The following is a 23,115-nucleotide window of genomic DNA, read 5'->3' on the forward strand; positions in this document are numbered from 1 at the left end:
TATCTGACTGTCGTGACCGACGATTAACCGTGGTGCAGGTCGGTGTACGGCAGCAGCGCCAGGTAACGGGCGCGCTTGATGGCGGCGTCGACCTGACGCTGGTAGTGCGCCTTGGTGCCGGTCAGACGTGCTGGCATGATCTTGCCGTTTTCCTGGACGAAGTCCTTCAGGGTGTCGACGTCTTTGTAGTCGACCTGCTCAACGCCGGCGGCGGTGAAGCGGCAGAATTTCTTGCGCTTGAACAGCGGGTTCTGCTGCTTGCGCTTCAGTTTTTCTTTGGCTTTGTTTTTGTCGAACTTTTTACCGAATGCCATTTCGAGGCTCCTGTATATCTAAATTGCCGAACTAGGCGGCACTGAAATCAATGATGTGAAACACCAGGGCTTTGCTGTTGCGATTTTTTCGTGCGAGGAATCCATCGAAGCGGTAGCTGGCGCCGAGCTCGGCGTTTCCGAACCTGCCCGAAATCTCGCCCGCGGCGAACGCGGGAACTTCGAACTCGACCAGGCGATCGATCCCCGCCTCGCGCTGATGCGAACTGTGCATCAGGACGGCTGAAACGATCGGCACGCCGGCCGGGGTGTAGCGCAGTACGTCACGCTCGGCGATGGTCGCCACGAGCTGGAGCTGATTCACCCGGTTCTACTACTGCTTGTTACGAATTCCTGGAAAAAATCTTAGGCAGCGGCGGCCGGGGCAGCTGCAGGAGCGGCTGCTTCTGCACGGTGGCTCTTGGCTGCGTCTTCGCGCTGCACCGATTTCATCATCGGCGACGGTGCGGTTTCTGCTTTCTTCATCTTGACGGTCAGATGACGCAGAACGGCATCATTGAACTTGAATGCGGTTTCCAGCTCGACCAGGGTCTCGTTGTCGCATTCGATGTTCAGGCAGATGTAGTGAGCTTTTGGCAGCTTCTGGATCTGGTAAGCCATCTGGCGGCGGCCCCAGTCTTCCACGCGATGGATGTTACCGCCGCGGCTGGTCACCGTGGTCTTGTAACGCTCGATCATCGCCGGGACTTGCTCGCTCTGGTCCGGATGGACGATAAAAACGATTTCATAATGACGCATGCATTACTCCTTGAGGACGTTTTACATAAATGCCCACCTCGGCGTCAAGACGAGTGTGGGAAGGGAACAGCCAGCTAGTATAGCGTGAAATGGGCAAAAAGGGAACTTGGCTGTCAAGCGCCCCATCGCGGCGCCGCGCTCACTCGACAATTAGGCCCATGGAAGCCCTATTTTTTGTCTTGTGCGCGCTTTTTTTGCGCTTTTTCGTGTATATCACTTGCGTATAGCAGAATACTGTACAAAAATACAGTCTACCTCTACAACCCGTTGCTGCAAGATTATTTATGCTCAAGCTCACTGCAAGGCAAGAACAGATCCTTAACCTGATCAAGGAAGCGATCGAGAACACGGGTTTCCCTCCGACCCGGGCCGAAATCGCGGCCGAACTGGGCTTCCGTTCGGCCAATGCGGCCGAAGAACACCTGCAAGCCCTGGCGCGCAAGGGCGCGATCGAGATTTCGCCGGGCACTTCGCGCGGCATCCGCCTGGTCGGCGCCAGCGTCGAGCAGATCCCGATGCCGCCACCTTCCCTGATGTCGCTGCCGCTGGTCGGTCGCGTCGCCGCCGGCAATCCGATCCTGGCGCAAGAACACGTCGAAGCGACCTATAACGTCGACACCGCGATGTTCGCGGCGCGGCCCGACTTCTTGCTCAAGGTAAAAGGCTGGTCGATGCGCGACGCCGGCATCATGGATGGCGACTTTTTGGCGGTCAAGAAAATCGATAGCGCCAAGAACGGCCAGATCGTCGTCGCCCGCCTGGGCGAGGAAGTCACCGTCAAGCGCTACCGCAAGACCGGCGACCTGGTCGAACTGCTGCCCGAGAACCCCGACTTCAAGGTCATCGAAGTCACGCCCGACGAAGAGTTTGCGCTCGAGGGACTGGCGGTTGGGTTGATGCGTAGCTGGAACTGATCGGCTTCACCTCTTGAGCACGCCGGCCTGCGGGCCGGCATTCACTATTATTGCTTGGCCTTGTTGACCACCGCATTATGCTGGTCCACGAAGGCCTCGGTCGCGCTGCGCCAGGCGGCGAAATCGGCCAATACCATCTTCGAATTGACTTTCGCTCCCTCGGCGATGTTCTGGCGCACCGCCTCCAGATAGGCGGTCGAGGCCTCGGTTTCCTGCTTGTTCATCAGCTTGGCGATGTCGGGCGGGATGCGCTTGGTCAGCGGCGACTGCGCGTTCAGGTTGGTCACCATCTTGTTGTAGCAATCCTGCCAGCTGGTCACGGCGTTGTTCACGCGCTCGATCTCTTCATTGATCTTCGACACCGCCGGGATGCGCGGCAACGGGCAGCGGTATTCGCCCGACTGCAGCTCGGCGCCATCGTAGCCCTTGATCCAGTAGTCGATCTCGGCGCGGCGAAGGACGCGCTGCTGCATGATCACGAGCGAGTCGGCGGCGACCTTATTGCCCTTGGCGGCCGACTTTTCGAACCACTCCTTCGCCTTTGCCTCGTCGACCGCGCCGGCTTCGCCATACCAGTACATCTGGCCCAGCTGCTGCTGGGCCTGTGGATTGCCGGCATTGGCCAGCTTGGTGTACAGCTTGAGCGCGCCCGCATAGTCCTTCTTCTCGAACAGGGCGTTGGCATCCTCGAGTTCGCCGGCGAAGGCGGCGCCACCGCTTGCGAAGGACACCGCGAGGAACAGGCAGGACAGGATTCGTTTCATGGGCATACCGTAAGGCTGGGCTGGTAAAAGTCCATGATAGCCGTGTTTTACGGCTGGGCTCAACCGCAAAAATGACGAGGCCGGCATTTGCCGGCCCGATCAGGACAGTTTTACCTGGCTTTACGCATCCAGCGCCTGGCGGAAGTCGCCGACCAGGTCGGCGGTGTCCTCGATGCCCACCGACACCCGGATCAGGCCTTCCGCGATGCCCATGCTGGCGCGCCGCTCGGGGCCCATCTCGAAGAAGATCGTGTGCGCCACCGGAATCACCAGGGTGCGGTTGTCGCCCAGGTTCGAGGCCGGGATCGCCAACTTGAGGCGGTTCAGGTAGTCGAACGGGTCGATCTCGTCCTTCAGCTCGAAGCTCAAGAGCGAGCCGCCGGAGCGGAACAGCGTCTCGACGATCGCATGCTGCGGGTGCGAGGCCAGGCCCGGGTAATGCACGGCGGCGACCCGGTCGTCGGCTTGGAGCATCGTCGCCAGCGCCAGCGCATTGGCGCAGGTGCGCTCCATGCGCAGGGCCAGCGTCTCGGCGCCGACCGCGATGTGGTGCGCCGCCTCCGGCCCCAGCGCGGCGCCGAAGTCGCGCAGCGCCTTGGCCCGCAGCTGGGCCATGCCTTGCGCGGCGCTCGGCTGCTTGCGGAAGTTCTGGGCGATGTTCGGATACGCGGCCCAGTCGAACAGGCCCGTGTCGGTCAGCGCGCCGCCCAGCGCGATGCCGTGGCCGCCGATCGACTTGGTCAGCGAATTGACCACCAGCCCGGCGTGCACGTCCCTGGGACGGAACAGCCAGGGCGTGGTCATCGTGTTGTCGACCACGTACAGGATGCCGCGCGCGCGGCACAGTTCGCCGATGCGCGCCAGGTCCGCCACCTGCGTGCGCGGATTGGCGATGGTCTCGACGAACACCATACGGGTGTTCGGCTGCAGCGCCGCTTCCACCCGGGCCACGTCGGTGGCGTCGACGAAAGCGACGTCGACGCCTTGGGCCGCCACCGTCTGCCACAGGCTGTTGGTGTTCCCGAACAGGAAGCTCGACGAGACGATGTGGTCGCCGGCTTTCAGGAGCGCCTGGAACAGCGCGCCGATCGCCGCCATGCCGGTGCCGAAGCACAGGGTGGCGACGCCGTCTTCCATCCTGCTGATCTTGTCTTCCAGGGCCGACACCGTCGGGTTGCCCTGGCGGCCGTAGCGAAAGCCCGGCTCCTTGCCCTGGAATACCGACGCCAGCTGGCGCGCATCGGCATAGCCGAAGGCGACCGAGGTGTGCACCGGCTTGTGCAGCGAACCCTGCTCGATCGTCTTGCGGCGATCGTTGTGCAGGATGGTGGTCGTGAAACCGTAGTGCTTGTTATCCGACATGGTTTACTCGGCCGCCACCGGCGGATTCAGGTTGAGCTGGGTGCGCACCTTGTCCTCGGCGTCCTTCGACTTCGGATTGTGACGCGCCGATTCCTGGCGGTCCAGGTATTCGGGGGTCACGTCGCCGGTGACGTAGACGCCGTCGAAACACGAGGCCTCGAAGTTCTTCAGCGCCGGATTGACGTCCGAGATCGCGCGCTTGAGCGCGTCGACGTCCTGGTACACCACGCGGTCGGCCGTGATCTCGCGGCACACTTCCTCGACCGTGCGGCCATGGGCGATCAGCTCGTCGCGGGTCGGCATGTCGATGCCGTACACGTTCGGGTACAGCACCGGCGGCGCGGCCGAGGCGAAGAACACCTTGCGGGCGCCGGCTTCGCGCGCCATCTGCACGATCTCGCGGCTGGTGGTGCCGCGCACGATCGAGTCGTCGACCAGCAGCACGTTCTTGTCCTTGAACTCGGAGCTGATGGCGTTCAGTTTCTGGCGCACCGACTTCTTGCGCATGCCCTGGCCCGGCATGATGAAGGTGCGGCCGATGTAGCGGTTCTTGATGAAGCCCTCGCGGTACTCCACGCCGAGTTTCAGCGCCAGCTGGATCGCGGCAGGGCGCGAGGAATCGGGGATCGGCATCACGACGTCGATCTCGTCGACCGGGATCTCCTTGCTGACCTTGTCGGCCAGGTACTCGCCCATGCGCAGGCGGGTGGCGTACACCGAGGCGCCGTCGATCACGGAATCCGGACGGGCCAGGTAGACGAACTCGAAGGCGCACGGGTTGAGCGACGGGTTCTCGGCGCACTGGCGCTCGTGCAGCTGGTTGTTTTCGTCGATGAAGACCGCTTCGCCCGGCGCGATGTCGCGCACGAAACGGAAGCCCAGGCCCTCCAGGGCGACCGATTCGCTGGCCACCAGGTACTCATTGCCCTGCTCGGTCTCGTTGACGCCCAGGCACAGCGGGCGGATGCCGAACGGATCGCGGAAGGCCAGCATGCCGTGGCCCGATATCTGCGCCACCACGGCGTAGGCGCCGCGCACGCGGCGGTGCACGGCGGCGACCGCCTTGAACACCGCATCGGCGTCGAGCGTATAGCCGTCGGCCGCTTCCTGCATCTCGTGGGCCAGCACGTTGAGCAGCACTTCGGAGTCGGAATCGGTGTTGATGTGGCGGCGGTCGTTGCGGAACAGCTCGTCCTTCAGCTGGGCCTGGTTGGTCAGGTTGCCGTTGTGGGCCAGCGTGATGCCGAACGGCGCATTGACGTAGAACGGCTGCGCTTCTTCCTCGCTCGACGAACCGGCGGTCGGGTAGCGGCAGTGGCCGATGCCGCTATTGCCCGACAACGAACGCATATTGCGGGTGCGGAACACGTCCCGGACCAGGCCGTTGGCCTTGAACATCGAGAACATGCTGCTGTGATTGGTCGCAATGCCCGCCGCATCCTGGCCGCGGTGCTGCAGCAGCAGCAATGCGTCATACAGCAACTGGTTGACGGGAGAGTGAGAGACGACGCCGACGATGCCACACATGGTGTGCTCCTAAAAGCTTGAGTGCTTGATTACAGAAAAAAGTTCTACGACTGAGGAATGCTGGTCAAAAATTCACGTGCTGCGCCATGGCAGCGGGCAGGAAGGGCTTGACGGTACGGGCGCCGGTCTCGGCGATCGGCGACAACAGGGCCTCTTGCCAGAATGCCTGCTTCGGAATGTCCGTCATCCCACACAATATGACGCCGGCCAGCACGATTACAACGCCGCGCGCCAATCCAAACAATCCCCCGAGGCCGCGGTCCGCCAGCGAGAGCCCGGTGGCTTCCACCAGGGCGCCGATCGCCAGCGACAGCAGGCCCATCAGGATACGCACGCCCAGGAACAGCGCGATGAAGGCCACGATCAGGCGCGCCGTGTCGCCGGGAATCACTTCCGGCAGCAGCGGCGCGAGCCCGGCGCCATAGGCATTGGCCACCACGAAGGCGACGATCCAGCCCAGCAGCGACAGGATTTCCTTGACCAGGCCGCGCAGGGTGCTGATGACAACGGAGGCGATCAGCACGAACAGCACCAGGTAATCGAAAATCGTCACGCTTCAGAGCAAGATCAGAGCGGCACCATGGTGCCGGACAGGCCGATGCCGCCCAGCTTGGCGCGCGTTTTCTCGGCTTCTTCCTTGCTGAACGGACCGATCCGCACACGGATCAGTTCGCCCGACTTCTGGGTGAACGACGCGATGCCGGCGCCGCGCAGGCGCTCCTGCAATTCCGCGACCTTTTCCTGGCTGGCCAGGGCGGCGACCTGCACCACGAAGCGTGGCGCCGGGCCTTGCGCCTTCTGCGGCTCGGCCGCCTTGCCTTCGAGGATGGCCATGGCGCGCGCGGCGTCGTCCTTCGGCGCGGGCTTGGCGACCTGCTCGGCCTTCGGATGGGTCTCGGCCGGTTTCTTCGCTGGCTCGGGTTTCTTCTCGGGTTTCGGTTCCGGCTTCGGCTCAGGCTTCACCGGTTCGGGCTTCGGTTCGGCCTTCGGCTTGACCGGTTCGGGCTTCGGCTCGGGTTTTGGCTCCGGTTTCGGCGGCTCGGCCTGTTCCAGCATGCGCATCGGCGGCGGATCGTTGGCCGCCGGGGCCGTCACGCGGGCGTCGGTTGCGGGGACACCGGCCGCAGGGCCGGTGGCCGCAGGCGCCGGCTCGATGATCTCTTCGTCGCTGTCGACGCTGGCCATCGGCGCCACCTGCTCGGACGGCACCGGCAGCGGCGCTGCCTTGTCCTTGTCCGGGATGTGGATGGCGATGTCGGTGGCCAACGGCTTGGGCTCGGAATCGAGCAGCATCGGCAGCGCGACGACGGCCGCCAGGACCAGCGCGATGGCGCCGACGAGGCGGCGGCGGGCGCGCTTCTTTTCGGGCAGGATCGGGTCGCCGCGGCTGGTGCGGCGACCCGCCTCGCCCGCGGAACTTGCACGCTTGGAGCGGGCGCGCTCGGTATAAGCGGCGTCGTCGTCCTTGACGAAGTGCCCGCTGTCCCGGACAGTTTCTTGCTTGTTTTTATTGCCGAACGAGAACAAGCCCATGTGGTTCAGGTAATAGGGTGAAGAAGGTCAGTGAAGACTCGATTTACGCGCCGCCATGACGCCTGCAACCGTGTAGAAAGAGCCAAAGACCACAATTCTATCATTCTCCCCTGCCCGGCTCAGCGCATTCGCATAGGCCTCGGCTGGCGTTGCGAAACTGCTCACAGAAAAATCGTCATCCTTGGCGCCGGCCGGCTTCAGTTCGCGCAGCTTGTCGGCCAGCGCTTCCGGCTCGGCCGAGCGCGGCGAATCGAGCCCGGTCACGCACCAGTGATCGATCAAGCCGGCCATCGGCGCGATCACCGCCTCGATGTCCTTGTCGTCCATGATGCCGAACACGGCGTACGTGAAGCGGTGGAAGCCCATATTGCCCAGGTTCTGGGCCAGGGTGGCGGCGGCGTGGGGATTGTGGGCGACGTCCAGCACCTGGGTCGGACGGCCCGGCAGCACCTGGAACCGGCCCGGCAGTTCGACCAGGGCCAGGCCGGCGCGGGTTTCCTGGGCGCCGCACGGCAGCTGCATGCGCAGCGCCTCGAGCGCGGCCAGCGCGGCCGAGGCGTTGAGCAGCTGGTTGGCGCCGCGCAGGGCCGGATAGGCCAGCGAGTTGCGGCGCTGGCCGCGGCCGCCATAGCTCCACTGCTGCTGGTCGCCCTGGTAGTTGAAGTCGCGGCCGAGCAGCCACAGGTCGGCGCCGATTTTCTCGGCATGGTCGATCAGCGATTGCGGCGGCACCGGGTCGCTGCAGATCGCCGGCTTGCCAGGACGGAAGATACCGGCCTTCTCGAAGCCGATCTGCTCGCGCGTATCGCCCAGGTAGGCCGTGTGGTCGATATCGATGCTGGTGACGATGGAAACGTCGGCGTCGATGACGTTGACCGCGTCCAGGCGTCCGCCCAGGCCGACCTCGAGGATGGCGACGTCGACGCCGCTCTTCGAGATCAGGTGGGCGATGGCCAGGGTGGTAAATTCGAAATACGTCAGGTCGGTGCCGGCGCGGGCGGCTTCGACCGCATTGAAGGCATCGACCAGCGCTTCACTTGATGCCATCTCGCCATTGATGCGGGCGCGCTCGTTAAAGTCGAGGAAGTGCGGCTTGATGTAGAGGCCGACGCGGTAGCCGGACTGCAGCAGCACCGATTCGAGCATCGCGCAGGTGGAACCCTTGCCATTGGTGCCGGCGACCATGATCACCGGGCAATCGAAGGCCAGCTGCAAGCGCTCCTTGACGGCGCGCACGCGGTCCAGGCCCATGTCGATATGGGTTTCGGCATGGCGCGACTCGAGCAGGGCCAGCCAATCGGGCAAGGTGGTGGGAAGTGGGGACATGGTGAATACGATCGATGTGCTCGGCGGCCCTGCACGGGCGCACAAGCTGAAAGGGCGACCGAAGTCGCCCTTGTGTCTATCAGGCCAGGACTTCGGTCGCCTGGTTTTGCAGCAGGGCCAGCAGGCGCGCGATTTCTTCGCGCATCTTGCGGCGGTCGACGATCATGTCGACGGCGCCCTTGGTGACCAGGAACTCGGCGCGTTGGAAACCTTCTGGCAATTTCTCGCGCACGGTGTTCTCGATCACGCGCGGACCGGCGAAGCCGATCAGGGCCTTCGGTTCGGCGATGACGACGTCGCCCATGAAGGCGAACGAGGCCGAGACGCCGCCCATGGTCGGGTCGGTCAGCACGCTAATGAACGGCAGCTTCTTTTCGGACAGCTTGGTCAGCATGGCGGTGGTCTTGGCCATCTGCATCAGCGACAGCAGGCCTTCCTGCATGCGGGCGCCGCCGGTGGCGGTAATGCAGATGAACGGCACTTTCTGCTCGAGCGCCACTTGCGCGCCGCGCACGAAACGTTCGCCGACGACGGAACCCATCGAGCCGCCCATGAATTCGAATTCGAAGCAGGCCACGACGACCGGCAGGCTCATGATCGAACCGCCCTGCACGATCAGCGCATCGGTTTCGCCGGTGGCGTCCATGGCCGCCTTCAGGCGATCCGGATATTTCTTGCTGTCCTTGAACTTCAGCGTATCGACCGGCAGGGTCTCCTGGCCGATATCGTAGCGGCCGCCTTCATCGAGCAAGGCGTCGAGGCGGTCGCGGGCGCGGATGCGCATATGGTGGTCGCACTTCGGGCACACGTGCAGATTGGACTCGATGTCCGCACGGTACAGCACCGACTCGCACGACGGGCACTTGACCCAGAGGCCTTCCGGCATGGTCTTGCGGTTAGCGGCATCGGAGCGCTGGATCCGAGGGGGCAGCAGCTTTTCCAACCAACTCATGTTCTCTCCTTTGCGGCAAATCTTTCAGGTGGCGGTAGTGTAGCCGCTCAAGCCCGGCTTGTCGAATCGTAGCAAGCTGCCAATTGCCTGTTTGACATCCCCACCTTCCCGCCCGCAAAGCAGGGTCAGAGTCGAATTGTTTGACAACTTTCGGAGTTACCCGATAAATCGACTCTCGTATATTGAAGGTGCCGCGGCGGAGCTGGTCTATGATGGCGACGAAGCGGTCGGGCGGAGTGATGCCGAACGACTCGAGTGCCGTTGAGCACGTGGGTCAGATAGGTGCCTCTGCCCGTTTCATTTTGTTAGTCCGAACGGTATCTTGGGCCATCGCACACGGCGTGGAGCCCGCATACGAGAGAGGCCAAAAATGAACACGACACGTAATGACGTGCTGGGAATCGATGTCAGCAAGAAGAAGCTAGACTTGGCCTTGCTGATCAATGGGAAGTTGAAGGCGAAGGTATTCGATAACACATCCGCAGGGCATCGTGCGCTGGTGGAGTGGTTACGTGACTCCAAAGCATCGCTGGCGACGCTGCACATCTGTATGGAGGCGACAGGTGTGTACTACGAGGCGATCGCCACGACGCTCCACGCTGAGGGATTCAAGGTCAGCGTGGTTAATCCAGCCTGTATCAAGGGCTTTGGATCGGGCGAGAACATCCGCAACAAGAATGACGAAATCGACGCTGCCTTGATCGCGCGTTATTGCGCGGCGATGAATCCGGAGCCTTGGGTTGCGCCGCCGCTTGAGCAGCGCCAGCTGCGTGCATGGACCTTGCGCGTGCAGTCCCTGAAGGACATTCGGCAGCAGGAACAGAACCGCATAGAAGCGCACATCGTGGCAGGCTTACAAGACGTTGCCGACAACGTCGCTGAGCACATCAAATGGCTTGATGCCGAGATTCGAAAGCTGCAGGATGATATCGACGATCACATTGATCGCCATCCAGGATTGAAGAACGATGCCGCACTCATCGCCAGTATCCCTGGGCTGGGGATGACGACGGTTGCCCGCATACTTGGCCATCTTGGCGACATTCGTCGCTTCAAAAACGCGAAAGCCTTCGCTGCCTTCCTGGGCGTCACACCCAAACAGCGAACCTCGGGCACGTCGCTCAAAGGCCGCACAATGCTCTGCAAAACCGGCAGCACATCGCTACGGGCAGCGCTTTTCATGCCCAGTATGGTCGCACGCCGACACAATCCAATCCTGCATCAATTCGCCGAACGCCTATTAGCGAACGGCATGGCCAAGCGAGCAGTGATCAGCGCTGTTACCCATAAGCTAGCGCATCTGATCTACGGCGTCGTTCGAACCGGCAAGCCATTTGACGCCAATTACCTTCACAAAAACCTTGCAATCCAAGACGGTATCTGACCCTCGTCGTTCTTTTTTTAATACAAATTCCTTTCACTCATATTAGGGACAGGGTCACGCGCTACTAGAAGGTAATCAATAGCCCAACAATGAGGGTCAGCATCGAATTATTGGCCAATATGTCTGTAGTAATGTGTCGACTACCGGCTCAGGAGGTGATTTCCGCCGTGGTGTACTCGAAACCACCAATCCGATCGGCCACGAGGTTATAGATCCACGCACTTAACAGCCCAGCCAGGTAGCTGACGAATGCGTAAACGAAAGGAAGCAGTATCAGGCCGCCGATGCCGATGCTGGCCTTCCCCGTTGCCATCGCCAGCAGCAAGACAATGGCAACGATGGGCAGCGAAATGACGAAATAAATCCCGGCAATCATCTTGGCGCATTGGGCGACGCCGACGCGTTTGATGCGAATGTTCACTGAGTCCTCCCGAAATTGAAAATGGAAGACACAATTTACTTGAAGCAACTTCTAAAAGAATAGCGCAGGAGCAAACCTGAGCTTGCGGGATGACAATTAACGGCGAATGAGAATGGGTTGCATGAACAGACCAACGAAAAGTTGTCAAACAAGTCGACTCTGCCCCTCATTGTTGGGTAATGTCTGCTACGAAACCTCAAGGAGGGTCAGTGTCGAATTAAATGACAATACTGAGCCAAGAAATTGCTCAATAATTCGACGCTGACCCTCATTAGCGGCTTAGCGCGCGTCGAGGGCGGTGCGGATGCCGGAGGTGAAGCTGCGGACGGCCTCCACGGCCTCGCTTGCGGGGTGCGCTTCGATTTCCTGGATGATGCGGCTGCCGATCACGACCGCGTCGGCCACCTGCGCCACCGCCTTCGCGGTCGCGCCGTCGCGGATGCCGAAGCCGACGCCGATCGGCAGCTTCACGTGTTCGCGGATGGCGCTCACGCGGCGCGCCACGTCGTCGGTGTCGATCGCGCCGGAGCCCGTCACACCCTTGAGCGAGACGTAGTAGCTGAAGCCGCCACCGTACTGGGCCACCTGCTTCACGCGCTCGGTGGTCGACGTCGGCGCCAGCAGGAAGATCAGGTCGAGGCCGTTGTCGCGCATGGCGGCGGCGAAATCGGCGCATTCTTCCGGCGGATAGTCGACGACGATGGCGCCGTCAGCGCCCGCCTCTTTCGCGCAGCGGATGAATTCAGACTGGCCGATGCGCTCGATCGGGTTGGCATACCCCATCAACACGACGGGAGTGGTGGCGTCGGTCTGGCGGAATTCGCGCACGAAGGCGAACACGTCCTTCAGGCCGATATTGAACTTGAGCGCGCGCTCGCAGGCGCGCTGGATCACCGGGCCTTCGGCCATCGGGTCCGAGAACGGCACGCCCAGCTCCAGGACGTCGGCGCCGCCCGCCACCAGGGCGTGCATCAGCGGGACGGTCAGCTCTGGACCGGGGTCGCCGGCGGTGATGAAGGTCACCAGGGCGGTTTTGTCTTGCGCCTTGAGCGCGGTAAAAGTGGATGCGATGCGGGACATGCTGTTTTCCTTATGAAATACGAATGGTGCGGCGCTCCAGCCGAATGCGGCTGGAGCCGGATGAAACGGGATTTCAGCCGAAATCCATCCCCATCCGCTGCGCCACCGTGTGCATGTCCTTGTCGCCGCGGCCCGACAGGTTGACCAGGATGATCTTGTCCTTCGGCAGGGTCGCCGCCAGCTTCACGCCATACGCGATCGCATGCGACGACTCCAGCGCTGGAATGATCCCCTCGATGCGGCAGCAGTCGTGGAAGGTCTGCAGCGCCTCTTCATCGGTGATCGACACATACTGCGCGCGCGCCGAATCCTTCAGCCAGGCGTGTTCCGGACCGACGCCCGGATAATCGAGGCCGGCCGACACCGAGTGCGTCTCGATGATCTGCCCGTTCTCGTCCTGCAGCAGATACGTGCGGTTGCCGTGCAACACGCCCGGCATGCCGGCCGTCAGCGAAGCCGCATGCTTGCCCGAACCGAGCCCCTCGCCCGCCGCCTCGACGCCGACCAGCTGCACGCCCGGCTCACCGATATACGGGTAAAAAATACCCATCGCGTTCGAGCCGCCGCCGATGCAGGCGACCACATAATCAGGCTGGCGCCCGGCCATGGCCGGCATCTGCACGCGGCATTCCTCGCCGATCACCGACTGGAAGTCGCGCACCATCATCGGATACGGATGTGGGCCCGCCACCGTGCCGATGATGTAGAAGGTGTTTTCGATATTCGTGACCCAGTCGCGCATCGCCTCGTTGAGCGCGTCCTTCAGGGTCTTGGAGCCCGATTCCACCGGCACCACGGTCGCGCCCAAGAGCTTCATGCGGTACACGTTCTGCGCCTGGCGCTTGACGTCTTCCGCGCCCATGTAGACCACGCACTCCAGGCCGAAGCGCGCGCAGATGGTGGCGGTGGCCACGCCGTGCTGGCCGGCGCCGGTCTCGGCGATGATGCGCTGCTTGCCCATGCGCCGCGCCAGCAGGGCCTGGCCGATCACGTTATTGATCTTGTGCGCGCCCGTGTGGTTCAGGTCTTCGCGCTTGAAATAGACCTGGGCGCCGCCGGCGAGCTCGGACCAGCGCCGCGCGTGATACACCGGCGACGGACGGCCGACGAAGTGGGCCAGCTCGTAGCGGAATTCCTCGAGAAACTCGGGATCCTGCGCATACTTCGCATAGGCCTCGTTCAGCTCGGCCAGCGCGTGCGACAGGGTTTCGGCGACGAAGCTGCCGCCATAGGGGCCGAAGTGCCCGACCGCATCGGGCAGGGCGTAATCCGGGGTCTTGAACAGGGGCGCAGCGTTAAGCTGGGCCGTGATGGTGTCTTTGGTGGTCATGGTGCGACTCGCTATCGATGGTGGCATCGGCTGCCCGCACCGCCGCCACGAAGGCGGCGATCTTGCGGGCATCCTTGATCCCCTTCGCTTCCTCGACACCACTGCTGATGTCGACGGCAAAGGGACGAACACGTTCGGTCGCCTCAAGGACGTTGTGTACGCTCAACCCACCACTCAAAACGACCCGAGGCGCGAGCTCTTTTGGAATAAGAGACCAATCGAAGACCTTTCCTGCGCCGCCGTAAGCATCCACCCAGGTGTCGAGCAGGAGGCCCGAGAACCATGGACTGGCGGCGCGGTATGCAGATTCGCATTCTAGCAAAGCCGCGGGCGGCGTGTCAGGCTTGATGCGGTAGGCGCGCACGAAAGGCCGCTCTACTTCCGCCGCGATGGCGGCGCACTCCTCGGCCGTTTCGTCGCCGTGGAACTGGATCAGCCCCAGCGGCATGCTGCCTGCCACCGCGCGCACCTCGTCCAGGGTCGGGTTCACGAACAGCGCGACGCCGCTCACGAACGGCGGCAGGATCGCGCACAGCTCGGCCGCGCGCGCCGGCGTGATGTAGCGCGGGCTCTTCGGATAGAAGACGAAGCCGAGCGCGTCGGCGCCCTGCTCGACCGCCGCGCGCAGGTCTTGCTCGCGGGTGATGCCGCAGATCTTGATTCGGGTACGTCGCATGGCTATTCCTGGAAAATCGATCACAGCCACGGCAGGGGCGTGGCGTCCTCCTGCGGCAGCTTCCACTTCGGATCGTACTCGATCTTCGCGAAATACAGGCCGTCCGGCATGAAGGTCGGCGCGGCGGCGTCGCGCGAACGGGCTTCGAGCACCTCGCGCATCCACGCCGGCTCGTTGCGGCCGGTGCCGATATAGATCAGCGAGCCGACGATATTGCGCACCATATGGTGCAGGAAGGCGCTGGCGCGCAGGGTGAACACGATGATGTCGCCATGGCGCGCGATGCTCACCTCGTGCATGTCCTTCACCGGCGTGTTCGCCTGGCAGCCGCTGGCGCGGAAGCTCGAGAAATCGTGGGTGCCGATCAGGTGCCGCGCGCCTTCGCGCATGCGCTCGACGTCGAGCGGACGGAACACCCACCCTGCCCGCTTGGCCAGCAGCGCCGACGGGTTCGGATGGTTGTAGAGCACGTAGTGATAGGTGCGCGAGCGGGCCGAGAAACGGGCGTGGAAATCCTGCCCTTCCGCGTCGGGCTCCACCACGGCGGCCCAGCGCACCACGATCGACTCGGGCAGGAAGGCATTCACGCCGCGCACCCACGACTGGGCCGGGCGCGCCAGGTCGGTATCGAAATGGACGACCTGCTCGATGGCGTGCACGCCGGCGTCGGTGCGGCCGGCGCACGTGGTGTGCAGCGGGACGCAGGCGAACTTCTCCAGCGCGATCTCGAGACGGTCCTGGACGGTGTTTCGTTCCGGCTGTTTCTGGTAGCCGTTCCAACCGGTGCCGATGTACTGGACACCCAAAGCGATACGGGTCACGCCAGCAGTTCCCTCATCGCGCTGGCCTTGCCGACCTGTTCGGGATTGCCGCCCTTGATGACTTCGTCCAGCAGCTCGCGCGCGCCTTCCTTGTCGCCGATCTCCTGATAGGCGATGGCGAGATCGAGCTTGGTCTCCATCTCCATGTGCTCGGGCGACATCTGGCCCGGCGCTTCGGCGGTCGCACCGGCCGCATCCAGCGGCTGCGCGGTGGCTGGCTCGGGCGGCAGGTCGAGGTCGAAGTCGGCCAGGTCGAACGATGGCGCGGCCTTGTCGTCGGCTGGCGCCGAAGGGGGAGCCGAAGCAGGTTCGAAGGCATCGCGGGCCGACACTTCCTGCGGCGCCGGCACCGGGGCCGGGGCCTCGGGCAGGTCGAACATGTCGAACGGATCGTCTACGCGCGCACCGAAGTCCTTCGGTTCGGCGCCGCCTGCCGTGCGCGCCTCGTCCGGCGTGCCGAAGTCCATGCTGTCCAGGTCGAACAGCGGATCTTCCGACGTGCTGGCCGGCGCCGGGCGCGCAGGAGCCTCATCCAAGCCTGATGCGGCCGGCGTCACCGGCGTGGTGGGAGCGGAAAAATCCATGGCATCGAGGTCGCGCAGCGGATCGGCTTGCGCCACGGTCGGCTGCGGTGTGCTGCCCGGCAGCGGCGGCAAGCCGTCGAAGTCCCTGGCCAGGCCGGCCATGTCGACCGGGGTCGCCTGCACTTGCGACTGCGGCGACAGGTCGAGCGTGAAGTCGTCGTCGTCGTCGACCGTGGCTGCGGTCGCCGCCGGCTGGGCGGTCGCCGGGGCGTCGAAGTCCATGTCGAAATCGAGGTCGTTCGCGTCCGGCGCGGCCTTGCCCTGCTCTGGCGCGCTGCCTGGCGCGGCGAACGGCGCCATATCGAATTCCAGGTCCGGCACGGCGGTCGCATCCGGGTCAGGACGGCTGGCCGCCGGCGGCGCCGCGTCGGTATTCGTCACCGGCTCGAAAGCCAGGCCGCCGAGGTCGAAGTCGAGCGTGTTGTCGTCGTTGCGCGCTTCGGTGCGTTCGTCCGGCGCAAGGTCGGCCTGTGGCGCGGCCGTGCGGTCTTCGTCGTCCTTGTCCAGGGCCATGGCACCGGCGCCGGCCGCAATGCCGGCAGCCGCGCCGGCTGCGGCGCCCGCGCCCACCGACGGGCCGCCACGGAAGGCGTCCTCGAACTGCTGCGACAGGATCGCCTGCTGGTTGCGCTCCTGCGGCGACGGCGTCGGGCTCGAAGCCGGGGCGGCGTTCGCATACAGCGGATTGTTCGGGTCCAGGCTCAAGCCCAGCGCCGCGGCCTGGGCCCATTCGTCGCCCTGGCCGCCGGTGAAGGCATGCAGCTCCCGCGCCTGGGCTTCGAAGGCGCGCACGTCCTTGCGGGTGGCATAGATCTCGAGCAGCTTGAGGCGCACCGGATGGCGTTCCGGATGAACGCGCAGCGCTTCCTTCAGGATTTCCTCGGCCTGGGCGTCGCGGCCATAGGCGATGTAGACGTCGGCTTCGGCGACCGGGTCGACCTCGTTGGTGTCGAGCTGGCTGGCCGATGGCGCGAAGCTGGAGTTGAACACGCTGTTGTTCGTGTCCACGCTCTGGCCCCCGCTTTCGGCGAACAGCGAGTGGGCGCTGGCGCCGGGCACGCCCAGCACCGACGGTTCGGCCGGCACCGGCTTGACCGCCTGCGCATTGCGCTTGCGGCGCTGGGAAATGCCGAGCGCGGCCAGCAGCAGCACCAGCGCGCCGGCGCCGATGTAGAGCATATTGTCCAGGATGGTGTCGACGAAGCTTTTTTCCTCCGCCGGGGCCGGCTTTGGCGGACGCGGGCGCGGCGCGGGCTTGGCCGCCGGCTTCTCTGCGGCGGCCGTGGCCGCAGCGGCGGCGGCGGCCTGCTCGGCCTCGGCGCCGCCACGGCTCGGCACCGTCATCAGGTTTTCGAGTTCGTTGACGTTGCGTTCGAGTTCCTTCACGCGCGCCTCGGCCTGCGCCAGTTCGCGCTCCTTGGCCACCGTGTCCTCGACGCTGGCGGTGCCGTCGGCCGGCGCGCCGGCCCCTCCCGGCGTCGCCTTGGACAGCTGCAGCTTGTCCTGCGCTTCGCTGACGGCGGTCGGCTGCTGCTCGACGCGGGCGGTGACGCGGCCGCTGGCGCTCTGGCCGCCCTGCGGCGTGGCGCTCGGCGCGCTGCTGGCCACCTGGCCGGCCAGCTTGTTGCGGTAGGCGTCGAAGTCGGCCGCATGGGCCACCACCACGCCGCGCGCCTCGCCCTGGCTGGCGCCGCCGCGCACCGAATCGGCATCCGGGATGCTCAGGATCTGGCCCGACTTCAGGCGGTTCATATTGTTGCCGATGAAGGCGTCGGGATTGGCGCGGTACAGCGCCACCAGCATCATGTCGAGCGAGATGTCGGCCGGCTTGACGTCGAGCGCGATCCCGCTGAGCGTGTCGCCGCGGCGCACGCGGTAGCTGTCCTGGGCTGCGCGCGCCTGGGCTTCGCGCGCCTGGCGTTCGGCGCCGCGGCGGGCGGCGGCGATGCGCGCCTCTTCCGCCGGAGCCGCAGTTGCAGCCGAGGCAGCCGGCGCGGCAGGCGTGGACGACGCGCGCGGCGCGGCGGGCCGATTCTGCGGCGCCGCCGCCACCTGGGCCGGCTGCGTCGTGCGCATCTCGGCCGGGTCGAGCAGGAAGGTGTATTCGCGCACCAGGCGGCCGTTATTCCAGGTCAGCTCCAGCAGCATGTCGACGAAGGGCTCGTTGAGCGGCTGGGTCGAGCTGACCCGGATCACCTGGCGTCCGCCCCGCTCTTCGACCGCGAAGCGCAGCGACAGCAGGGCCGGGTTGAATTCGATGTTCGCGGCGCGGAAGGCTTCGGGCGAAGCCAGCTTGACCGCCATGCTTGCCGGGTCTTCGCCGGCGCCGGCCGTCAGCTCGATCTCGGCGCGCAGCGGCTGGCCAAGCGCCGACAGCACCGTCAATTTCCCCAGCCCGGCTGCAGTGGCGGCGGAAGTGAGGAACACTGCACTGGCCACGGCGGCGGTGATCGATTTCAGCGCGGTTGCCACGAGCGGAGATTGGTGCGAAGAATGCATAGTTAGCAGCGAAATGAGTTGGCCGAGGGAAAGGCGGTTTCCCGGAGTCTCAACATAACATCATGCTCTGGAGCACGCAAGGTCTCGACGCACCCGGACGACGGGAGTATGCACCTTCTTCAAAGCGAATGCCCCGTAGACGGGGCATTCGATATTCGGATTGCATGTCAGTTGCCATCAAGGCAACGATCGGGAATGGTTTCCCGGGATCAGCGCTCAAGCACGATGCGCAGCATGCGGCGCAGCGGTTCGGCCGCGCCCCACAGCAGCTGGTCGCCGACCGTGAAGGCCGACAGGTAATCGTCGCCCATCGACATCTTGCGCAGGCGGCCGACCGGGATGCCCAGGCCGCCGGTGACGGCTGCCGGCGACAGGTCACGCATCGACGCTTCGCGGGTGTTCGGGACCACCTTCACCCACTGGTTGTGCTTGGCGATGATGTCATTGACCTCGTCCAGCGGCACGTCCTTGGTCAGCTTGATGGTCAGCGCCTGCGAGTGGCAGCGCATGGCGCCGATGCGCACGCACAGGCCGTCCACAGGGATCGCCCTGGTATCGAAGCCCGCGCCGCGGCCCAGGATCTTGTTGGTCTCGGCGCCGGCCTTCCACTCTTCTTTCGACTGGCCGTTGCCCAGGTCCTTGTCGATCCACGGGATCAGGTTGCCGGCCAGCGGCACGCCGAACTGCTTCGTTTCATCGCTTGATAAGCCATGCTGGGTCGCCAGCACGGTGCGGTCGATCTCGAGGATGGCCGAGGCCGGATCGTCGAGCAGCGACTTGACCGAATTGTTGATCGTGCCGAACTGGGTCAGCAGTTCGCGCATGTGCTGGGCGCCGCCGCCCGATGCCGCCTGGTAGGTCATGGAGGTCATCCACTCGACCAGGCCTTGCTCGAACAGGCCGCCCAGGCCGATCAGCATGCACGACACGGTGCAGTTGCCGCCGATGTAGTTTTTCACGCCTTTCGCCAGCGCGGCGTCGATCACGCTGCGATTGACCGGATCCAGCACGATGACGGCGTCATCGTTCATGCGCAGCGTCGACGCGGCGTCGATCCAGTAGCCGTTCCAGCCGGCCGCGCGCAGCTTCGGGAATACTTCGCTGGTGTAGTCGCCGCCCTGGCAGGAGATGATGATTTCGCATTTCGACAGTTCAGTAATGTCGGTCGCGCTTTTCAGGGTAGTTTCGTTTTTCGCCATCTTCGGCGCGGCGCCGCCCGGATTCGAGGTGGTGAAGAACACCGGCTCGATGTGGTCGAAATCGCCTTCCTCTTGCATGCGCTGCATGAGGACCGAGCCGACCATGCCGCGCCAACCTACCAGACCTACTAATTTCATCATCTTCCCTTGGAGTTGTAGAGTACTTTATGAGAGCGCCGCGACCACCGCGTTGCCCATCTCTTCGGTGCCCACTTTCGTGGAACCTGCTTCGAAAATATCCGGCGTACGCAGCCCTTGCGCCAGCACGCGCTTGACGGCGTTCTCGATGCGGTCCGCCTGTTCGGTCAGACCGAGCGAGAAGCGCAGCATCATCGCCGCCGACAGGATCGTCGCCAATGGATTGGCCACGCCCTGGCCCGCGATGTCGGGCGCCGAGCCGTGCGACGGTTCGTACAAGCCTTTATTGCTGGCGTCGAGCGAGGCCGACGGCAGCATGCCGATCGAACCGGTGAGCATCGCGGCGGCATCCGACAAGATATCGCCGAACATATTACCAGTAACGATCACATCGAACTTTTTCGGGGCGCGAACCAGCTGCATTGCCGCGTTATCGACATACATGTGTTCGAGCGCGACGTCCTGGTATTCCTGGTGTACCTCGGTGACGATGTCGCGCCAGAACTGGAAGGTTTCCAGCACGTTCGCCTTGTCGACGCTGGTCACTCGGTTTCCGCGTTTCCTGGCGGCCTGGAAGGCGACGTGGGCGATGCGGCGGATCTCGCCTTCGGCGTAGCGCATCGTGTCGAAGCCTTCGCGCTGGCCCTTGAACGGGCCGTCCGGGCACTCGCGCACGCCGCGCGGCTTGCCGAAATAGATGTCGCCGGTCAGTTCGCGGATGATCAGGATGTCGAGGCCAGAGACGACTTCGGGCTTCAGGGTCGAGGCGCCGGCCAGTTCCGGATACAGGATCGCCGGACGCAGGTTGGCGAACAGATTCAACTCGCGGCGCAGGCCGAGGATGGCCTGTTCCGGACGCAGCGCGCGCTCGAGCGTGTCGTACTTGTAGTCGCCGACGGCGCCGAACAGCACCGCATCGGCCTGTTTCGCCAGCTTCAGGGTGCCTTCCGGCAGCGGATGGCCGTGGGCCGCATAGCCGGCGCCGCCGACTTCCGCGCTTTCCATCTCGAACGATTCGCCGAGGGCGTTCAATACCTTCACTGCTTGCGCGGTGATCTCCGGGCCGATGCCGTCACCCGGCAGGATCGCGATTTTCATTCAGCTGCTTTCTTCAGATGGTGTTGGCGAGCCACGGCTGGGCCGCGACGTGGCGTTGCTCGAAGGCGCGGATCTCGTCCGCATGGCGCAGGGTCAGGCCGATGTCGTCCAAGCCGTCGAGCAGGCAGTACTTGCGGAACTCGTCGATGGCGAAAGCGAACGACAGGCTGCCATCGGCGCTGCCGATACGCTGCTTTTCCAGATCGATCACGAGCTGGAAGCCGGGGTTGGCTTCGACCGCCTGGAACAGCGCTTCGACTTCTTCTTCGGAGAGCGCGATCGGCAGCAGGCCGATCTTGAAGCAGTTGTTGAAGAAGATGTCGGCGAAGCTCGGCGCGACCACGGCGCGGAAACCAAACTGCTGCAGCGCCCACGGCGCGTGCTCGCGCGAGGAGCCGCAGCCGAAGTTCTTGCGGGTCAGCAGGATCGAGGCGCCGGCGTAGCGCGGCTGGTTCAGCACGAAGTCCGGATTGACCGGACGCGTGCTGCAATCCTGGCCCGGCTCGCCGTGGTCCAGGTAGCGCCACTCGTCGAACAGGTTGGGACCGAAGCCGGTGCGGCGGATCGATTTCAGGAACTGCTTGGGGATGATGGCGTCGGTATCGACATTGGCGCGGTCGAGCGGCGCCACCAGGCCCTGGTGTACGGTGAATTTGTCCATTTAACGTCATCCCCGCGCAGGCGGGGACCCAAGTTTAATTATTTACCACCAGCGCTGGTGACGACCTGGCCCACTTTCGACACGTCGCGGCCGATGCCCGAGATGGTGTTGCAGCCGGCCAGCAGAACAGTGATGAGGGACAGTGCGAGTGCTTTTTTCATGATCTTCCTGTTACTTGATATACGGTCGTGTCCTGTTAACGCGTCAGAGCGCACGTACGTCGACAAAGCGGCCGGCAATGCCCGCCGCCGCCGCCATCGCCGGCGACACCAGGTGGGTGCGTCCGCCCTGGCCCTGGCGGCCTTCGAAGTTGCGGTTCGAGGTCGAGGCGCAGCGCTCGCCCGGCTCCAGGCGGTCGGCGTTCATCGCCAGGCACATCGAGCAGCCCGGCTCGCGCCATTCGAAGCCGGCATCGACGAAGATGCGGTCCAGCCCTTCGCGCTCGGCCTGCTCCTTGACCAGGCCCGAACCCGGCACCACCATGGCCAGCTTGACGTTCGGCGCGCGGTGCCGGCCGCGCACCACCTCGGCGGCGGCGCGCAGGTCTTCGATGCGCGAATTGGTGCACGAGCCGATGAATACCTTGTCGATCGCGATGGCGTCGATCGGGGTGTTCGGCGCCAGGTCCATATAGGCCAGCGCCTTTTCGATGGCGCCGCGGCGCACCGGGTCGGATTCATTTTGCGGATCGGGCACGCGGCCGTCGATCGCGGTGACCATCTCGGGCGAGGTGCCCCAGGTGACCTGCGGCTGGATGTCCTTGGCGTCGAGTTCGACCACGGTGTCGAACACGGCGCCCTCGTCCGTGTGCAGGGTGCGCCAGTAGGCCACGGCCTGGCTCCACTGCTCGCCCCTGGGCGAGAACGGACGATCCTTGACGTAGGCGATCGTGGTGTCGTCGACCGCCACCATGCCGGCGCGCGCGCCCGCTTCGATCGCCATATTACAGACCGTCATGCGGCCTTCCATCGACAGCGCGCGGATGGTCGAGCCGCCGAATTCGATGGCGTAGCCGGTGCCGCCGGCGGTGCCGATCCTGCCGATCACGGCCAGCACGATGTCCTTGGCGGTCACGCCGGCGTTCAGCGCGCCCTCGACCTTGACCAGCATCGACTTCGATTTCTTGGCCAGCAGGGTCTGCGTGGCCAGCACGTGCTCGACCTCCGAAGTGCCGATGCCGTGCGCCAGGCAGCCGAAGGCGCCGTGGGTCGAGGTGTGCGAATCGCCGCAGACGACGGTCATGCCCGGCAGGGTCGCGCCCTGCTCCGGCCCGATCACGTGCACGATGCCCTGGCGCTTGTCGTTCATGTCGAAATAGGTCAGGCCGAACGCTTTGGTGTTGGCGTCGAGCGTCTCGACCTGCAGGCGCGAGGTCGGGTCCGCGATGCCTTGCGCGCGGTCGGTGGTCGGCACGTTGTGGTCGGCCACGGCCAGGTTCGCGGACACGCGCCATAGTCCACGGCCTGCTTCGCGCAGGCCGTCGAAGGCTTGCGGGCTGGTGACTTCGTGCACCAGGTGGCGGTCGATATAGAGGACTGTGGTGCCATCGGCGTCGGCACGCACGACATGGGAATCCCAGAGTTTGTCGTAGAGCGTTTTTTGCATGGTCGATCCAGTGTTGCGGTGAAGTGAGGCGCGGCCCGCCATCGTGCGACAGGCGGGACGGTTTTCGATTATGCCATAGTTGTGCAGTGCCGCACCAAGGCGGGGCAGCGCCAGTTTATGCCAACGACCTTACCACGCAGCAAATAATATTTGCAAGGGGTTTGCTGGATG

The 23,115-nt window shown here is 64.3% G+C and carries 23 protein-coding genes; 2 read left to right on the forward strand and 21 right to left on the reverse strand.

From position 1 onward, the window contains the following. Positions 1-23: 23 nt before the first annotated feature. From rpsR to rpsF, 3 genes are read right to left on the reverse strand one after another with little or no spacing between them, the layout of a single operon-like run. Positions 24-314 (reverse strand): 30S ribosomal protein S18, encoded by a 291-nt coding sequence (gene rpsR / locus KY496_RS11320; protein ID WP_219864784.1) that lies wholly within the window; start codon positions 312-314, stop codon positions 24-26. Positions 315-345: 31 nt separating this feature from the next. Then, positions 346-636, reverse strand: a complete 291-nt coding sequence (gene priB / locus KY496_RS11325) for a primosomal replication protein N (protein ID WP_005666070.1) — start codon at positions 634-636, stop codon at positions 346-348. A 41-nt stretch (positions 637-677) separates the two neighbouring features. Then, positions 678-1,070 carry a 30S ribosomal protein S6 gene (gene rpsF / locus KY496_RS11330; protein WP_005666068.1) on the reverse strand — a complete coding sequence of 131 codons (393 nt, stop codon included), beginning with the start codon at positions 1,068-1,070 and terminating at the stop codon, positions 678-680. Between the two features lie 284 nt (positions 1,071-1,354). Between rpsF and lexA the strand changes: the two genes are divergently transcribed. Continuing rightward, positions 1,355-1,984 carry a transcriptional repressor LexA gene (gene lexA, locus KY496_RS11335; RefSeq protein WP_005666067.1) on the forward strand — a complete coding sequence of 210 codons (630 nt, stop codon included), beginning with the start codon at positions 1,355-1,357 and terminating at the stop codon, positions 1,982-1,984. Positions 1,985-2,031: 47 nt separating this feature from the next. On the opposite strand, the gene KY496_RS11340 is transcribed toward lexA, so the two are convergent. The 7 genes from KY496_RS11340 to accD all read right to left on the reverse strand — a co-directional run bounded on the left by KY496_RS11340 (position 2,032) and on the right by accD (position 9,448). Further along, positions 2,032-2,748 carry a tetratricopeptide repeat protein gene (locus KY496_RS11340; RefSeq protein WP_219864785.1) on the reverse strand — a complete coding sequence of 239 codons (717 nt, stop codon included), beginning with the start codon at positions 2,746-2,748 and terminating at the stop codon, positions 2,032-2,034. A 120-nt stretch (positions 2,749-2,868) separates the two neighbouring features. Next, entirely contained in the window at positions 2,869-4,110 is a 1,242-nt protein-coding gene (locus tag KY496_RS11345) for a cystathionine gamma-synthase family protein (RefSeq protein ID WP_219864786.1), read from the reverse strand. A gap of 3 nt (positions 4,111-4,113) precedes the next feature. After that, positions 4,114-5,637: an amidophosphoribosyltransferase gene (gene purF, locus KY496_RS11350; RefSeq protein WP_005666063.1), complete on the reverse strand. Its 1,524-nt coding sequence runs from the start codon at positions 5,635-5,637 to the stop codon at positions 4,114-4,116. 64 nt (positions 5,638-5,701) lie between these two features. Then, positions 5,702-6,190, reverse strand: a complete 489-nt coding sequence (locus tag KY496_RS11355; RefSeq protein ID WP_005666062.1) for a CvpA family protein — start codon at positions 6,188-6,190, stop codon at positions 5,702-5,704. 14 nt (positions 6,191-6,204) lie between these two features. Next, positions 6,205-7,170, reverse strand: a complete 966-nt coding sequence (locus KY496_RS11360; protein WP_219864787.1) for an SPOR domain-containing protein — start codon at positions 7,168-7,170, stop codon at positions 6,205-6,207. A 27-nt stretch (positions 7,171-7,197) separates the two neighbouring features. Next, positions 7,198-8,496, reverse strand: coding sequence for a bifunctional tetrahydrofolate synthase/dihydrofolate synthase (folC, locus tag KY496_RS11365; protein ID WP_219864788.1), 1,299 nt, complete (start codon positions 8,494-8,496; stop codon positions 7,198-7,200). A gap of 79 nt (positions 8,497-8,575) precedes the next feature. After that, entirely contained in the window at positions 8,576-9,448 is an 873-nt protein-coding gene (accD, locus tag KY496_RS11370; RefSeq protein WP_071361846.1) for an acetyl-CoA carboxylase, carboxyltransferase subunit beta, read from the reverse strand. Positions 9,449-9,818: 370 nt separating this feature from the next. On the opposite strand from accD, the gene KY496_RS11375 reads away from it, so the two are divergent. Further along, a complete protein-coding gene (locus tag KY496_RS11375) occupies positions 9,819-10,832 on the forward strand; it encodes an IS110 family transposase (protein ID WP_005664362.1) in 1,014 nt (337 codons plus the stop codon). A gap of 148 nt (positions 10,833-10,980) precedes the next feature. Here the strand turns inward: KY496_RS11375 and KY496_RS11380 are convergent, their stop codons facing one another. The 11 genes from KY496_RS11380 to leuC form a co-directional block, all read right to left on the reverse strand. After that, on the reverse strand, positions 10,981-11,253 hold the full coding sequence (locus tag KY496_RS11380) for a hypothetical protein (protein WP_219864789.1): 273 nt from the start codon (positions 11,251-11,253) through the stop codon (positions 10,981-10,983). A gap of 279 nt (positions 11,254-11,532) precedes the next feature. Then, positions 11,533-12,333: a tryptophan synthase subunit alpha gene (gene trpA, locus KY496_RS11385; protein WP_219864790.1), complete on the reverse strand. Its 801-nt coding sequence runs from the start codon at positions 12,331-12,333 to the stop codon at positions 11,533-11,535. Between the two features lie 73 nt (positions 12,334-12,406). Next, positions 12,407-13,663, reverse strand: coding sequence for a tryptophan synthase subunit beta (gene trpB, locus KY496_RS11390; protein WP_219864791.1), 1,257 nt, complete (start codon positions 13,661-13,663; stop codon positions 12,407-12,409). Beyond that, on the reverse strand, positions 13,629-14,339 hold the full coding sequence (locus tag KY496_RS11395; RefSeq protein WP_005662686.1) for a phosphoribosylanthranilate isomerase: 711 nt from the start codon (positions 14,337-14,339) through the stop codon (positions 13,629-13,631). Before KY496_RS11395 ends, trpB begins: the two co-directional genes overlap by 35 nt. A 20-nt stretch (positions 14,340-14,359) precedes the next feature. Further along, complete coding sequence (gene truA / locus KY496_RS11400; protein WP_219864792.1) at positions 14,360-15,160, reverse strand: tRNA pseudouridine(38-40) synthase TruA; 801 nt, start codon at positions 15,158-15,160, stop codon at positions 14,360-14,362. Beyond that, a complete protein-coding gene (locus tag KY496_RS11410; RefSeq protein WP_229520502.1) occupies positions 15,157-18,216 on the reverse strand; it encodes a FimV/HubP family polar landmark protein in 3,060 nt (1,019 codons plus the stop codon). The genes truA and KY496_RS11410 overlap by 4 nt, the downstream gene beginning before the upstream one ends. Before the next feature lie 236 nt (positions 18,217-18,452). After that, positions 18,453-19,580 carry an aspartate-semialdehyde dehydrogenase gene (gene asd, locus KY496_RS11415; RefSeq protein ID WP_219864793.1) on the reverse strand — a complete coding sequence of 376 codons (1,128 nt, stop codon included), beginning with the start codon at positions 19,578-19,580 and terminating at the stop codon, positions 18,453-18,455. A gap of 27 nt (positions 19,581-19,607) precedes the next feature. Next, positions 19,608-20,678 (reverse strand): 3-isopropylmalate dehydrogenase, encoded by a 1,071-nt coding sequence (gene leuB, locus KY496_RS11420; protein WP_219864794.1) that lies wholly within the window; start codon positions 20,676-20,678, stop codon positions 19,608-19,610. A gap of 13 nt (positions 20,679-20,691) precedes the next feature. Beyond that, a complete protein-coding gene (leuD, locus tag KY496_RS11425) occupies positions 20,692-21,339 on the reverse strand; it encodes a 3-isopropylmalate dehydratase small subunit (protein WP_219864795.1) in 648 nt (215 codons plus the stop codon). A 38-nt stretch (positions 21,340-21,377) separates the two neighbouring features. Next, positions 21,378-21,500, reverse strand: coding sequence for an entericidin A/B family lipoprotein (locus KY496_RS11430; RefSeq protein WP_005662697.1), 123 nt, complete (start codon positions 21,498-21,500; stop codon positions 21,378-21,380). Positions 21,501-21,543: 43 nt separating this feature from the next. Then, complete coding sequence (gene leuC, locus KY496_RS11435; protein ID WP_219864796.1) at positions 21,544-22,944, reverse strand: 3-isopropylmalate dehydratase large subunit; 1,401 nt, start codon at positions 22,942-22,944, stop codon at positions 21,544-21,546. Positions 22,945-23,115: the final 171 nt, after the last annotated feature.

The sequence above is a fragment of the Massilia sp. NP310 genome (assembly GCF_019443485.1).
In the GTDB taxonomy this organism is placed as follows: domain Bacteria; phylum Pseudomonadota; class Gammaproteobacteria; order Burkholderiales; family Burkholderiaceae_D; genus Telluria; species Telluria timonae.

Coding starts and splice junctions, on each gene's coding strand:
- rpsR (WP_219864784.1), bottom strand. CDS start 314: ATGGCATTCGGTAAAAAGTTCGACAAAAACAAAGCCAAAGAAAAACTG.
- rpsF (WP_005666068.1), bottom strand. CDS start 1,070: ATGCGTCATTATGAAATCGTTTTTATCGTCCATCCGGACCAGAGCGAG.
- lexA (WP_005666067.1), top strand. CDS start 1,355: ATGCTCAAGCTCACTGCAAGGCAAGAACAGATCCTTAACCTGATCAAG.
- KY496_RS11340 (WP_219864785.1), bottom strand. CDS start 2,748: ATGAAACGAATCCTGTCCTGCCTGTTCCTCGCGGTGTCCTTCGCAAGC.
- KY496_RS11345 (WP_219864786.1), bottom strand. CDS start 4,110: ATGTCGGATAACAAGCACTACGGTTTCACGACCACCATCCTGCACAAC.
- purF (WP_005666063.1), bottom strand. CDS start 5,637: ATGTGTGGCATCGTCGGCGTCGTCTCTCACTCTCCCGTCAACCAGTTG.
- KY496_RS11360 (WP_219864787.1), bottom strand. CDS start 7,170: ATGGGCTTGTTCTCGTTCGGCAATAAAAACAAGCAAGAAACTGTCCGG.
- folC (WP_219864788.1), bottom strand. CDS start 8,496: ATGTCCCCACTTCCCACCACCTTGCCCGATTGGCTGGCCCTGCTCGAG.
- accD (WP_071361846.1), bottom strand. CDS start 9,448: ATGAGTTGGTTGGAAAAGCTGCTGCCCCCTCGGATCCAGCGCTCCGAT.
- KY496_RS11375 (WP_005664362.1), top strand. CDS start 9,819: ATGAACACGACACGTAATGACGTGCTGGGAATCGATGTCAGCAAGAAG.
- trpA (WP_219864790.1), bottom strand. CDS start 12,333: ATGTCCCGCATCGCATCCACTTTTACCGCGCTCAAGGCGCAAGACAAA.
- trpB (WP_219864791.1), bottom strand. CDS start 13,663: ATGACCACCAAAGACACCATCACGGCCCAGCTTAACGCTGCGCCCCTG.
- KY496_RS11395 (WP_005662686.1), bottom strand. CDS start 14,339: ATGCGACGTACCCGAATCAAGATCTGCGGCATCACCCGCGAGCAAGAC.
- asd (WP_219864793.1), bottom strand. CDS start 19,580: ATGAAATTAGTAGGTCTGGTAGGTTGGCGCGGCATGGTCGGCTCGGTC.
- leuB (WP_219864794.1), bottom strand. CDS start 20,678: ATGAAAATCGCGATCCTGCCGGGTGACGGCATCGGCCCGGAGATCACC.
- leuD (WP_219864795.1), bottom strand. CDS start 21,339: ATGGACAAATTCACCGTACACCAGGGCCTGGTGGCGCCGCTCGACCGC.
- KY496_RS11430 (WP_005662697.1), bottom strand. CDS start 21,500: ATGAAAAAAGCACTCGCACTGTCCCTCATCACTGTTCTGCTGGCCGGC.
- leuC (WP_219864796.1), bottom strand. CDS start 22,944: ATGCAAAAAACGCTCTACGACAAACTCTGGGATTCCCATGTCGTGCGT.